This is a genomic window from Kutzneria viridogrisea DSM 43870, assembly GCF_000525635.1.
Taxonomy (GTDB): Bacteria; Actinomycetota; Actinomycetes; order Mycobacteriales; family Pseudonocardiaceae; genus Kutzneria; species Kutzneria viridogrisea.
In genome coordinates, this window is the sequence record NZ_CP007155.1 from 2,399,610 (window position 1) to 2,412,443 (window position 12,834).

Annotated in this window: 13 protein-coding genes; 4 read left to right on the forward strand and 9 right to left on the reverse strand. The window is 71.5% G+C overall.

Translation table 11 applies throughout. The features are described from left to right. Positions 1 to 6: 6 nt before the first annotated feature. From pcaG to KALB_RS10915, 5 genes are read right to left on the reverse strand one after another with little or no spacing between them, the layout of a single operon-like run. On the reverse strand, positions 7 to 564 hold the full coding sequence (gene pcaG, locus KALB_RS10895) for a protocatechuate 3,4-dioxygenase subunit alpha (protein ID WP_025355755.1): 558 nt from the start codon (positions 562 to 564) through the stop codon (positions 7 to 9). Further along, positions 561 to 1,283, reverse strand: a complete 723-nt coding sequence (gene pcaH / locus KALB_RS10900) for a protocatechuate 3,4-dioxygenase subunit beta (RefSeq protein ID WP_025355756.1) — start codon at positions 1,281 to 1,283, stop codon at positions 561 to 563. The genes pcaG and pcaH overlap by 4 nt, the downstream gene beginning before the upstream one ends. 11 nt (positions 1,284 to 1,294) lie before the next feature. After that, a complete protein-coding gene (locus KALB_RS10905) occupies positions 1,295 to 2,476 on the reverse strand; it encodes a thiolase family protein (protein ID WP_025355757.1) in 1,182 nt (393 codons plus the stop codon). Then, positions 2,473 to 3,201 (reverse strand): CoA-transferase subunit beta, encoded by a 729-nt coding sequence (locus KALB_RS10910; protein WP_201771990.1) that lies wholly within the window; start codon positions 3,199 to 3,201, stop codon positions 2,473 to 2,475. Before KALB_RS10910 ends, KALB_RS10905 begins: the two co-directional genes overlap by 4 nt. A gap of 20 nt (positions 3,202 to 3,221) precedes the next feature. Then, positions 3,222 to 4,019, reverse strand: a complete 798-nt coding sequence (locus tag KALB_RS10915; protein WP_025355759.1) for a CoA transferase subunit A — start codon at positions 4,017 to 4,019, stop codon at positions 3,222 to 3,224. Positions 4,020 to 4,151: 132 nt separating this feature from the next. Here KALB_RS10915 and KALB_RS10920 point away from each other — a divergent pair, with 132 nt between their 5' ends. Both KALB_RS10920 and KALB_RS10925 read left to right on the forward strand, forming a co-directional pair. Then, positions 4,152 to 5,609 (forward strand): aldehyde dehydrogenase family protein, encoded by a 1,458-nt coding sequence (locus KALB_RS10920; RefSeq protein ID WP_025355760.1) that lies wholly within the window; start codon positions 4,152 to 4,154, stop codon positions 5,607 to 5,609. A gap of 31 nt (positions 5,610 to 5,640) precedes the next feature. Next, positions 5,641 to 6,420 carry an ESX secretion-associated protein EspG gene (locus KALB_RS10925; RefSeq protein WP_025355761.1) on the forward strand — a complete coding sequence of 260 codons (780 nt, stop codon included), beginning with the start codon at positions 5,641 to 5,643 and terminating at the stop codon, positions 6,418 to 6,420. 418 nt (positions 6,421 to 6,838) lie between these two features. On the opposite strand, the gene KALB_RS10930 is transcribed toward KALB_RS10925, so the two are convergent. The 4 genes from KALB_RS10930 to KALB_RS10945 form a co-directional block, all read right to left on the reverse strand. Next, positions 6,839 to 7,531: a hypothetical protein gene (locus KALB_RS10930; protein WP_148309428.1), complete on the reverse strand. Its 693-nt coding sequence runs from the start codon at positions 7,529 to 7,531 to the stop codon at positions 6,839 to 6,841. Between the two features lie 513 nt (positions 7,532 to 8,044). After that, a complete protein-coding gene (locus KALB_RS10935) occupies positions 8,045 to 8,863 on the reverse strand; it encodes a MerR family transcriptional regulator (protein ID WP_025355763.1) in 819 nt (272 codons plus the stop codon). 37 nt (positions 8,864 to 8,900) lie between these two features. Beyond that, the gene (locus tag KALB_RS10940; RefSeq protein WP_025355764.1) at positions 8,901 to 9,689 is read right to left on the reverse strand and encodes an enoyl-CoA hydratase-related protein; all 789 of its coding nucleotides are present in this window, start codon (positions 9,687 to 9,689) and stop codon (positions 8,901 to 8,903) included. After that, positions 9,686 to 10,174: a hypothetical protein gene (locus tag KALB_RS10945; RefSeq protein ID WP_148309429.1), complete on the reverse strand. Its 489-nt coding sequence runs from the start codon at positions 10,172 to 10,174 to the stop codon at positions 9,686 to 9,688. Before KALB_RS10945 ends, KALB_RS10940 begins: the two co-directional genes overlap by 4 nt. 117 nt (positions 10,175 to 10,291) lie before the next feature. Here KALB_RS10945 and KALB_RS10950 point away from each other — a divergent pair, with 117 nt between their 5' ends. Beyond that, positions 10,292 to 11,941, forward strand: a complete 1,650-nt coding sequence (locus KALB_RS10950) for an AMP-binding protein (RefSeq protein ID WP_025355766.1) — start codon at positions 10,292 to 10,294, stop codon at positions 11,939 to 11,941. 147 nt (positions 11,942 to 12,088) lie between these two features. Beyond that, positions 12,089 to 12,832, forward strand: coding sequence for a papain-like cysteine protease family protein (locus KALB_RS10955; RefSeq protein WP_236650220.1), 744 nt, complete (start codon positions 12,089 to 12,091; stop codon positions 12,830 to 12,832). Positions 12,833 to 12,834: the final 2 nt, after the last annotated feature.

Genomic DNA, 12,834 nt, shown 5'->3' on the forward strand with positions numbered 1-12,834 from the left:
GTTTCCTCACACCTCGAAGAAAGTGGTCTCGCCCTCGCCCTGCAAGCGGATGTCGAAGCGCAGGCCGTCCTGTGTGGGCACCGCGACCAGGCTCGCACGCTCCGCCGGGTCGGCGATGGCGGCCAGCACGGGGTCGGCGGCGTTGGCCGCTGGCTCGTCGGGGAAGTAGATCCGGGTCACCAGCCGGTTGAGCAGCCCACGCGCCAGCACCGACACGTCCAGGTGCGGGGCCTCCACCTGGCCGTCGGCGGTGGGCAGCGCACCCGGTTTGACGGTGCGGACCCAGTAGCGGCCCTGCGCGTCGGTGGCGCAGCGCCCGAAGCCGCGGAACCCCTCCTGCACGGCACCGCGCGGGTCGTCGGGGTGCGCGAACCGGCCGGTGGGGCTGGCCTGCCAGGTCTCGATCACGGCGTCGGGCACCGGCGCACCGGCCCCGTCCAGCACGGTGCCGCTGATCAGCACGGCCCCCGGCGTGCCCGCCGGCACCACCTCGGGGCCGTCGGGCCACGGGATGCCGCCGGGCAGCGCGAAGAACGGGCCGACCGTCTGCGAGGGGGTGGTCACGCCTGGTCCTCCTCGTCCTCGAACACGCTGGACTGGCTGCCGCGCAGCACGATGTCGAACTTGAAGCCCAGCGCCCACTCGGGTTCGGTGCTGTCCAGGTCGAAGCGGGAGATCATCCGCTCGCGCGCCTTGACGTCCCGGATCGAGTTGTAGATGGGGTCCTGGAAGAACAGCGGGTCGCCGGGGAAGTACATCTGGGTGACCAGCCGCTGGGTGAACGCGGTGCCGAACAGGGAGAAGTGGATGTGCGCCGGCCGCCAGGCGTTGCTGTGGTTGCGCCACGGGTAGGCGCCCGGCTTGACCGTCACGAACCGGTACTCCCCGTTGGCGTCGGTCATGCAGCGGCCGACCCCGCTGAAGTTCGGGTCCAGCGGGGCGGGGTGGCGGTCCCGGTCGTGCGCGTAGCGGCCCGCGGAGTTGGCCTGCCACACCTCGACCAGCGTGTCGCGCACCGGGCGCCCGTCGGAGTCCAGTACCCGCCCGCTGACGATGATGCGCTCGCCCAGCGGCTCACCCGCGTGCTGCCGGGTCAGGTCGTGGTCCAGTTCGCCGACCCGCTCGTGGCCCAGTGCGGGACCGGTGATCTCGGTCAGGTTCTGCGGCAGCAGGCGCGGTGGCCGCTTGGGCACGCGCAGCACGCTGGAGCCGTAGCCGGGGTAGTCGATGGGTGGGTGGGAGTCGGCGTCACTGGGGTAGTGCGGCAGCACGAGTTCGGCCATGGGTTTTCTCCTCACGCTCGCAGTACGACGGCCAGGCCCTGGCCGACTCCGATGCAGATGGCGGCCAGCCCCCAGCCGCCGCCCCTGCGATGCAGTTGCCAGGCAAGGGAACCCAGCACCCGTGCGCCGGAACTGCCCAGCGGGTGGCCCAGTGCGATGGCCCCGCCAAGCGGGTTCACGATGCCGGGATCCAGTTCCGGCCACTGGCCCAGGCAGGCCAGCGCCTGCGCGGCGAACGCCTCGTTGAGCTCCACCACGTTCAGGTCGGACCAGCCGATGCCCGCGCGCCGCAGCGCCGTGTTCGCCGCCTCGACCGGTCCGATGCCGAAGGACTGCGGCGGCACCGCGTGCACCGCCCGGCTGACCACGCGGGCCAGCGGGGTGGCCCCCGCCGCCTCGGCCCCGCGCCGGTCGCCCAGCAGCAGGGCCGCGGCCCCGTCGTTGAGCGGAGAGGAGTTGCCCGCCGTCACCGTGCCGTGCTCGCGGAACACCGGCTTGAGCGCGGCCAGCTTCTGCACCGTCGTGCCGGGGCGCACGCTCTCGTCCCGCGCCAGCTCGACCCCCGGCACGGCGACCAACTCGTCGTCGAACGCCCCCGCCGCCCAGGCCCGCGCGGCCTTGTCCTGGCTGGCGGCGGCGAACACGTCCTGCTCCTCCCGGCCGATGTGGTGCTGCTCGGCGAGCTGCTCGGTGGCCTCACCGAGACTGACAGTCCACTCAGGACGCATCCTCGGATTGACCATACGCCAGCCGAGGGTGGTTGAGTTCAACGTCGCGTGCTCACGAGGGAAAGCGCTTTCCGACTTGGGTAGGACCCAGGGTGCGCGGCTCATCGACTCCACGCCCCCGGCCACGCACAGCGAGGCGTCCCCGACCGCGATGGCCCGCGAGGCCGCGATCACCGCCTCCATGCCCGAGCCGCACAACCGGTTCACCGTGCTGCCGGGCACGGACACCGGCAGCCCCGCGAGCAGCACCGCCATCCTGGCCACGTCCCGGTTGTCCTCTCCGGCCCCGTTCGCGTCGCCCAGCAGCACGTCCTCGATCAGGGCCGGGTCCAGGTCCGGGTGCCGGTCGAGCAGCCCGCGCAGGGTGTGCGCGGCGAGGTCGTCGGGCCGCACCCCGGACAGGGCCCCTCCGTAGCGCCCGATCGGGGTCCGCACCGCGTCGAGCACGTACACCTGTTCGGTCATGACGCCGCCTTCAGCTCGCGCAGCACCGTGAGTTCCCGCTCGGTGGGCTCCGGGGTGCGCGTCAGGTCGGGGGAGACGGTCAGCTCCCAGCCGGTGTTCTCCCGCACCTGGGCCAGTTCCACGCCCGGGTGCAGGTGGGTCAGCACGAACTCACAGGTGAGCGGATCCGGTTGCAGCACACCGAGATCGGTGATGATCCGGCGTGGCCCCGCCCCGGTCATGCCGAACCGCTCCCGGTCGCCGGGGCCGGTGCCGAAGCCCAGGGAGGTGACGAAGTCGACCCGGTCCACGAAGGCGCGCCTGCTCTGCCGCAGCACCACGACGACCTCCTTGCAGGAGGCCGCGATCTCCGGTGCGCCACCCGCCCCGGGCAGCCGCACCTTCGGGGCGCGGTAGTCCCCGCCGATCACCGTGGTGTTGATGTTGCCGTGCTTGTCGACCTGCGCGGCGCCCAGGAAGCCCACGTCCACCCGGCCGGGTTGCAGCCAGTAGTTGAAGACCTCGGGCACGCCGATCACCGCGTCGGCGGTCTCCGCGAGGATGCCGTCACCGATGGACAGCGGCAGCCGGTCCGGCTTGGCGCCCAGCGTGCCGGACTCGTAGATCAGCACCAGCCCCGGCGCGTGGGTGCGGCGGGCCAGGTTGGCCGCGGTGCTGGGCAGGCCGATGCCCACGAAGCAGACCGTGCCCTCACGCAGCGCGCGCGAGGCCTCCACCGTCATCATCTCGTCGGCCGTGTAGCCGGTCACCGCACGCCCTCCAGCCACCGCAGGAACGCCTCGCGGTCCCTGCTGATCTCGTCCCAGTCCTGGTAGAACCCGTTGTCCCGCACCGAGTATCCGGCAGCATAGGAGGGGTGCGCCCCGCCCGGCACCTCCGCGACGCAGCCCACGGCCCAGCCGGGCAGCACGACCGCGCCGGGTCTGGGCTGGAGTTCGTCCACGACCTCCTCCACGGTCACCAGCGAGCGGCTGGCGGCCAGCACCGCCTCCTTCTGCACCCCGCTGATGCCCCACAACTGCACGTTGCCCTGGCGGTCGGCCTGCTGGGCGTGCACCACGGCGGAGTCCAGCCGCAGCGCCGGTACAGCCGTGAGCACCTCCCCGGTGAACGGGCAGGTGATCGGCTTGATGGTGTCGGTCTGCGCGGGCAGGTCGGTGCCCCGGTAGCCGCGCAGCACCGCGAAGGGCAGCCCGGAGGCCGCCGCCACGTACCGGTTGGCCATGCCCGCGTGGCTGTGCTCCTCCACCTCCAGCGGGACCGGCCAGTCGTGCTGCACGGCGTCGCGGAAGCGGTGCAGGGAGCCGACCCCGGGGTTGCCGCCCCAGGAGAACACCAGCTTGCGCGCGCAGCCCGCGCCGATCAGCTGGTCGTAGATCAGGTCCGGGGTCATGCGCACCAGGGTCAGGTCGCGGCGGCCCTGGCGGATCACCTCGTGCGCCGCCGCGAACGGGATCAGGTGGGTGAAGCCCTCGAAGGCCACGGTGTCGCCGTCCAGCACGGTCTGCGCGACGCCCTCGGCCAGGGACACGATCCGCGCCATCCGCCCTCCACTGTTCGTATAGCGAACTTAGATTCGCTATACGAACGTAACTCTGATCTCAGGTCTGGTCAACTGGTGCTACCGTCGTGCACAGTTAGAACAGTCGTGCGCATAGCGAACAAAGGAGTTGCTGTGGGCCTCCTGGACGAGGACATCTGGCAGGGCCGGATCTTCACCGGCGAGTGGACCGGCACGAGTGGGCAGGCCGCCGTCGTGGAACCCGCGACCGGTGCCGAACTGGGCCGGGTCGGCGTGGCCACGGCCGAGGACGTCACCAGCGCCGCCCTGCGCGCCGCGAACGCACAGCGGGCCTGGGCCGCCACCCCCTACCAGCAGCGCGCCGCCGTGCTGCGCCGTGCCGCCGCGCTGTGGCGCGAGCACGCCGCCGAGCTGGGGGACTGGCTGGCCCGCGAGTCCGGGTCGGCCCAGGCCAAGGTCGAGTTCGAACTGCACATGGCCGAGCAGGAGTGCCTGGAGGCCGCCGCGCTGCCCTCGCACCCGCTGGGCGAGGTGCTGCCCAGCGAGCAGGACCGGCTCAGCATGAGCCGCCGCGTGCCCGCGGGCGTGGTCACCGTGATCGCCCCGTTCAACGCCCCGCTGATCCTGTCCCTGCGCTCGGTTGCGCCCGCGCTCGCGCTGGGCAACGCCGTGCTGCTCAAGCCCGATCCGCGCACCGCCGTGATCGGTGGCGTGGCGCTGGCCAGGGTGTTCGAGGAGGCCGGGCTGCCCGCGGGCGTGCTCCAGGTGCTGCCCGGTGGCGCCGAGGTGGGCGAGGCGCTGATCGTGGACCCGCACGTGCGGGTCATCTCCTTCACCGGCTCCACCGCCGTGGGCAGGCGCATCGGCGAGCTGGCGGGACGTCACCTCAAGCGCGCGCACCTGGAACTGGGCGGCAACTCGGCGCTGCTGGTGCTGGAGGACGCCGACCTCGAGGCCGCCGCCTCGGCCGGTGCCTGGGGCTCGTTCTTCCACCAGGGCCAGATCTGCATGGTCAGCGGGCGGCACCTGGTGCACGAGGCGGTGTACGAGCAGTACCTGGACCTGTTGGTGGCCAAGGCAGACGCGCTGCGCGTCGGCGACCCGGCGCGAGAGCGGGTGGACCTCGGGCCGATCATCGACGCGACCCAGCGCGACCGGGTGCACGGGCTGGTCACCCGCAGCGTCGAGGCGGGCGCGCAGGTCCTCGCGGGCGGTCGCTACGAGGACCTGTTCTACCGGCCGACCGTGCTGGCCGGGATCGACCTCGACACGCCCGCGTACGCCGAGGAGGTGTTCGGGCCGGTCGCGCCGGTGCTGCCCGTGCGCAGCGCCGAGCACGCCGTGGACCTGGCTGCCAGCAGCGAGTACGGGCTGTCACTCGGCATCCTCACCGGCGACCCGGTGCGCGGTCTGGCGCTGGCCGAGCGGGTGCCCAGCGGGGTCGTGCACGTCAACGACCAGACCATCAGCGACGAGGCCAACGCCCCGTTCGGCGGGGTGCTCGCCTCCGGCACCGGCGCGCGCTTCGGCGGGGCGGCCGCCAACATCGAGGCCTTCACCGAGACCCGGTGGGTGACCGTTCGCGGTGGTGTTGCGCCATATCCGTTCTGAGCGGGCCGCCGCTGCGGTAATTTGGGCCGCGATGTCCACCATCGTGAACCTGTCGCTGGCCGCGTTCGACGTGCTGTGGGAGGACCTGCGGCTGGGCAGCCCGCCCTACCCGTTCGAGGTGCCCAGCCACGGCCAGACCCACGACGAGCGCGCCCGCATCCGCATCGCCGTGCACGCCGACCTGGAACAGCGCGAGATCACCTACCGGGGGCAGGTCGCCCCCGAGGTGGCCGCCGCGCTGACCCTGCTGGCCCGCCCGCACCTGCAACTGGACACGATCTCCACCCTGGACGTGCAGGCCGGGGACCAGGGCATGCTGCGCGCCAGCGCCGTGGCCGGTGGTCGCACCGCCGTGCTCGCCGTGCAGGAGGGCACGCAACTGCGCCTGGAGGCCACCCGTGACACGGCGCTGGCGGCCTCCCTGGTCGCCCTGCTGCCGCCGACCCACGCCGGGCCCGGGCAGCCCGTCTCGCTGCCCGCCCGGCTCGTCGGCAGCCCCGTCGAACAGGGCGCCGTCGGTGCCGTCACACGGCGGACCGCTGCCGCGCTGTCCCGTGAGCAGCAGAAGGCCCTGGCAGCCATGATGGAGCCCACGGTGCTGCGACTCGGGCAGATCGGCGTGGCGCTCTACGACGAGCGGGGCAAGGCGCGGCGCCTGGCCGGGCTGAGCTGGTTCGACAACTCCGCTGGCCGCTACTTCAGCGTGGTCGACCGGGGCCGTGACGGTCAGGACTGGGCAACCGTGTCGCCAGGCGACGGCAACCGCATCGTGTACCGCCTCGGGGAGATGATCCGCACCGCGAGCGCCTGAGGCGGGGGTGGGGTGCTGGCGGCGGGTAGCTGGCGGGGTGTGTCGGTTCCGGTGGCGCGTGTGCCGGTGCCGGTGCGGGTCGGCGGCGCGTGTCGGCGGTTCGGGTGGCGCGTGTCGGCGCTTTGCGGGCGGTGTGTCGGCGGTTTCGGTACGGCGTGTTGGCGGTTCGCGGGCGGCGTGTCGGCGGTTCCGGTGGCGCGTGTCGGCGCTGGGAGCGTGGCGTGTCGGCGGTTCCGGTGGCGCGTGTCGGCGCTTCGTGGGCGGTGTGTTGGCGGTTCGGGTGGGGTGTGTTGGTGGTTCGCGGGCGGCGCGTCGCCCCCACCGGCGAGTCCCGCTCTGGGGCCGGCGAGTCCCGCTCTCTGGTGCGCGAGTCCCGTTCTGGGGTGCGTGAGTCCCGTCCAGCCGGGCGGCGCTTCGGCTAGATCGGCAGCAGTTTGCCCGCCAGTTCGCGGATCACCTCGGGCACGGTGTGCCCCTCCCAACCTGGGAATCCGCCGAACCGGAAGCTCGTCCGCAGGTAGTTCACGAACGTGGTCTGGTGCGGCTCCCACAGCACCAGGCCGTCGACACCGGGGTTGGGCACGGCCAGCGAGTACGGCGGCCCGCCGCTGATGCCCGCCTTGTGCCGCAGGTCGGGGGCGAAGTCGATCGTGAACGTGCCCCGGTCCCACTCGGTGCCCCGGTCGGACTCCCAGTCGGCGCGGTCGTCCAGCACGAACTCGATCGGCGCGTCCACCACCAGCGCGTCGGTCAGCTCCAGCTCCCAGTCCGGGTGGCCACCGGTCAGGTCCACCCTGCCCACCTCTTCGTACCAGCACCGCAGCGCCAGCGGAATGGGCCCGACCTGGCCCTCCAGCTTGGTCAGCTGCTCGGCGATGTCAGGCGGCGGCGGGCTGAACACGTCGGTGGGCTCGGTGAAGCGGTACCCGGTTGCGGGCAGCAGCTCCGCGAGCCGCTCCACGTTGGTGCGCACCCGGCGCATCGTCGCCCGCGCCACCTCGACCGCCTCCGACCACCCGTCGGTGCCGCGCAGGTCGGTGCCCATGCTGGTCAGCTCGGTCCACACCCGGACCTGATGCCCGTCGAGGTAGTCGGTCAGCAGTTTCCCCACGACGGCCATCCTAGGAGCGCGTGAGCCGGTCCACGGGTGGCATTCGCGTGCAGGGGAGCGGGACTCATCAACCCCAGAGCGGGACTCGCGTGCCAGCGGGCGGGATTCGCGGTCCTCAGAGCGGGACTCGCCAGCAGAGGGCGACACGCGCCGCCCGCCAAGCGCCAACACACCGCCCGCGAAGCGCCAACACGCCCCACCAGCAGCGCCGACACGCCGTACCGGTAGCGCCGACACGCCGCCCGCGAACCGCCGACACGCGGTGGGGTTGTGCGGGCTGGATCGTGCAAGTGCTGCCATTTGGCCCATTGCCAGGGCGTGAGAGCGCGACCACACTGGGTGAGACGAACGGGCAGGAAGGTCGGCGGAGTTGGGGCAAGGCCCTGGACCGCGCACCCCCCGGGCCCGGCAAAATATGCACAGACTTTCACGATAGCCGGGGCGTTGCGCCCCCCTCAGGACGTGGCTGGTCGTGGTCACGTGGCGGCGGGCCACGACCAGCCACACCCAAGCTCAGCCGCGAGTGATCGGCTGCTGCAACTCCGTCACCCAGTCGCTCTGATCGGGCGCGTTGACCTCCAGGTACACCTCGCGGAAGTAGCCGCCGCCCTGGTACCCGTGCTCGTCGGTCCAGCTCGCCAGCGCCTCGATCGTGCCACCGACCTCCGACATCGGCCCCCGGTGCAGCAGCGTGGCCGCCTGCTCGATGCCGGGCAGGTCCACGATCGCCAGCCCGCTGCCCGCCACGGGCTGCCCGCTCACCGGTACGGCCGCGTGCACGAGCACCTTGTCGTCCAGGTCCTCGTAGTAGGCGATGGCGGGGCCGACCGGGGTCAGCCCGGCAGCCTCCAGCTTGCCGAACAGCTCCGGGTACAGCGGTTGGATCACCGGGCCGATGTCCTTGCTGTCGTACCCGGCCGCCACCCCCGTGACCTCGGCGACCCGCACGGCCTCGACCCTCTTCACCACTACCTCGTCCGCGGGCATGGTGCCCTCCCTCTCCATGGTGCGCAGCCTCGCCTCGACCCTGGCCAGCCGATCCATGTCGGCCTCCACCTGCACCGCCAGCTGCGCGCGCCGCAGCCGCAGCATGCCCTTGAGCTGGTCCACGCCGAGCTGCTCGTCCAGGATCGCGCGGACCTGGTCGAGCGTGAACCCGAGGTCCTTCAGCGCGATGATCCGGTTGAGCACGCGCAACTGCTCACCGCGGTAGTAGCGGTACCCGGTGTGCTGGTCCACGTGGGCCGGTGGCAGCAGGCCGATCGCGTCGTAATGGCGCAACATCCGCTGCGACACGAGCCCGAGCCTGGCGAAGTCTCCGATGCTGAACATGACACCTACCGGTCTAGGGGCTCACACGGTGTCAGGGTCAAGCCAACGGCGGGAACTGGGGCGCGCGCCGCTGTAGGTGGCTGAGCACGCCCTCGCGGAAGTCCTCACCCTGGAAGGACTTCAGTATCAGTTCCACCGATTCGCGCAGCGCGGGGTCCACTCCGGACTCGGCGGCGCGGAACACCTGCTCCTTGATGATCGCCATCGAGGTGGGCGAGCAGTTCGCGGCCATGTCGGCGGCGTAGGCCAGCGCGGCGTCGAGCACCTGCCCCGCGGGCAGCACGTGGTCGACCAGGCCCATCCGGTGCGCCTCGGTGCCCAGCAGGGTGCGGCTGGACAGCAGCAGGTCCAGCGCCCGGCTGGTGCCGACCAGCCGGGGCAGGTGCCAGGCGATGCCGTGCTCGGCGATCAGGCCGCGGCGGGCGAAGGCGGTGGTGATCTTCGCGTCCTCGGCGGCGAAGCGCACGTCGCAGTACAGGGCCACGACCAGGCCGATGCCCGCCACCGGCCCGTTGATCGCGGCGATCACCGGCTTGCGCAGGCTCATCGGGTAGGTGATCGGCTTGCCGCTGGGGTGCAGGTCCTGTTCGGTGACCGCGCTCGGGTCCAGCGTGCCCAGTGCGGTCAGGTCGGCCCCCGCGCAGAAGCCCCGGCCCGCGCCGGTGAGCACGACCACGCGCACCTCGGGGTCCTGCTCGGCCTCGGCGAGCATGCCGAAGCAGAGCCGTTCCATCTCCGGGGTCCAGGCGTTGAGCTTGTCCGGCCGGTTCAGGGTCAGCACGAGCACGCCGTCCGGTCGCAGGTCCCGCAGCACCACTTCGGTCATGTCGGGATGGTAGTGCGCCTGATCTCCCGCACGGCCTCGCGCGGCTCGTCGGCGTCCAGCCTGATTCGGCTCACCTGGTGCTCCTCCTGCTTGACGCGGACCGTCAAGGGGGAGTGCAGTTCCAGCAGCACGGAGGTGGTCGACCCGCTGGCGCAGACCGCCTCCTCCCCGTCCACGCGCAGGCCGCCGCCGCGCACCGAGCGGTCCTCGGCCCGCACCCCTGCGATCTGCTTGACGGGCACTGTCAAGCTCCCGCGCCAGCCGAAGCGCAGCAGCAGGTGGTCCTCCTCGATCACGTGTGGGCGCCTGGCCAACGTCAGCGCGAAGCCGAGGAAGAAGCAGATCAACAGCACCTCGGCGACCAGGTGCACCGGTTTCCAGGGTGTCGGGAAGATCAGGTCCAATGGCCAGGCCAGCACGCACTCCAGCACGCCGAAGACCACCAACATGGACCGCAGATCCCTGCTGTGCCGCACAGTTGTCATCGGAACCCCCTGTTCCAGGGTACCGAAAGGCACATTCCCGGCGCCGCCCGTTGACAGTCCGGCACGGCTCTGGTGGTGTCATACCGACTGGTCGGTCTCTCACCGTGGAGGTGCCCGATGCGCGATGCCTACGCCGCTCGCCCCTGGTTGGCGCAGTACGACGAGGGCACGCCGCCGGACCTGCACTTCGAGGTCACCGACATGCTCGCGGTGTTCCGGCTCAGCGCGGCCGAGTCCCCCGAGCGGGTCGCGGTGCGCTACTTCGACTCCGCGCTGACCTATGCCGACCTCGACCGGCTCAGCGACGCGCTGGCCGTGCACCTGCTGGACAACGGGTTCCAGCGCGGGGACCGGATCGCCGTGCAGTTGCAGAACATGCCGCAGTTCGCGATCGCGGTGCTCGCGGGCTGGAAGGCGGGCGGCATCCTGGTGCCGGTCAACCCGATGTACACCGAGCGCGAGCTGACCACGATCCTCACCGACTCGGGCGCCACCGCGGTCGTGGGCCTGGAACGCCTGTGGGACAAGGTGATCGCGCCCAGCGTGGCGGCTGCCGGGGTGGGCATCGCGATCAGCACCAGCGAGCTGGACCTGCAGACCCGCAACGACCCGAGGGTGCTCAGTGTGGTGCCGAGGACGAAGGTCGCCGACCTGCTGGAGATCACCGCGCGCAACGAGGGACGCACGCCCCCGCCGGTGGAGTACGCCGCCGGGGACATCGCGCTGCTGACCTACACCTCGGGCACGAGCGGCATCCCCAAGGGCGCCACCAACACGCACGGCAACGTCAGCTTCAACGCGCAGGGCTTCCGCGACCTGGTCGGCCTCCCGCGCGGCAGCCGGATCTTCGGCCTGGCCCCGCTGTTCCACATCACCGGGCTCGTCTCGGAGCTGGCGGGCTCGCTGGCGCTGGGCGGGGAACTCGTGCTGGTGCACCGGTTCGAGGCGGGCGCGGTGCTCGACGCCCTGCTGGAGACCCGGCCGCACTTCATGGTCGGGCCGTCCACCGCGTACATCGCGCTGATGAACCACCCGGAGGTCACCCCGGACCACTTCTCCTCACTGGAGCTGGCCTACTCCGGCGGCGCCCCGCTGCCCGGGGCCGTGGTGGACGCCTTCGAGCAGCGCTTCGGCCCGTACATCCACAACAGCTACGGGTTGACCGAGACCACGGCGCCCGCGACCTCGACCCCGCGCCACCAGCGCGCCCCGCTGGACGAGTCCTCGGGTTCGCTCAGCGTCGGGCTGCCCGTTCCCAACGCCGTGGTGCGCATCGTGGACGACGAGGGAAATCCGCTGCCGCTGGGCGAGACCGGTGAGATCGTGATCTCCGGACCGATGGTGGTGCCCGCCTACTGGGGACGGCCGGAGGCCACCGCGGAGAGCATTCGCGAGGGCAGGCTGTTCACCGGTGACGTCGGTTTCATGGACGAGCAGGGTTGGGTCTACATCGTGGACCGCAAGAAGGACATGATCAGCGCCTCGGGTTTCAAGGTGTGGCCGCGCGAGGTGGAGGACGTGCTGTACGGGCACCCCGCCGTGCGCGAGGTCGCGGTGGTCGGCGTGCCCGACTCCTACCGGGGCGAGACGGTCAAGGCCTACGTGAGCCTGCGCCCGCAGGCCAGCGCCTCGCCCGAGGAGCTCATCGAGTTCGCCAAGCAGCGCATGGCCGCGTTCAAGTACCCGCGCAGCGTGGAACTGCTCGAGGAACTGCCCAAGACCGCGACCGGCAAGATCCTCCGCAGGGAGCTGCGCGCCAGGGGATGATTTAACACTTATATTTTGCCCGCGAGGAGTTGCTAACTCTTATCCGCACCCTACGAAAGTAGCTGGTTGGTGCTCGGGGCGCTGCTTACCGTGGCTCCCCACAACGATTTTCCGCACCCTGCACACTGCGGAAGGAGCACCATTTCCATGCCGAAATCGCCAATCCCCGCGCGGCGCCGGCGCGGCCTGATCGCCGCCGGGATCGGGCTGCTGGTGGCCACGATGCCGGTCGCCTTCGCGCTCAACGCCAACGCCCAGCCCGCCCCGGACGCCGCGCTCGCCGCGGCGCACCCGGCGGACTTCACGTGGCCCTGCTGGCCCGGCTTCCCGCCGTTCCCCGGCTGCGCGACGCCCACGCCCACCACCAGCCCCGCGCCGACCAGCACCACGCAGCCCACACCGGGCGGCGCCGTGGTGCTGAAGTTCAGCCAGCTCAAGCAGGAGCAGGACCAGTGGTGCTGGGACGCCAGCGGGCTGTCCATCGCGCGGTACCTGGGTTACGCCAAGGACGTCAGCCAGAACAGTTTCTGCGACTACGCGCGCGGACTCGCCGACGGGGCCCCGTGCCCGAACGAGCCCGGTGAGTTCAGCGACGTGCAGAAGGCCTACAGCAGGATCGGGCTCGGCCAGGGCTCGGTGAGCAGCAGCGCCCTGTCCTTCGCCGACGTGCAGACCGAGATCAACGCGAACCGGCCGATCGAGACCGGGATCTACTGGACCGCGGGCGGCGGGCACGCCCAGGTGATCTACGGCTACGACCCGTCGACCAAGAAGCTGTCCTACGGGGACCCGTGGCCGCAGAGCAGCACCTACAACGAGATGTCCTACAGCAGCTACGTCAACAACAACCAGTTCCGCTGGGCCGAGGCCCTGTACCGGATCGGGCGGTGAGG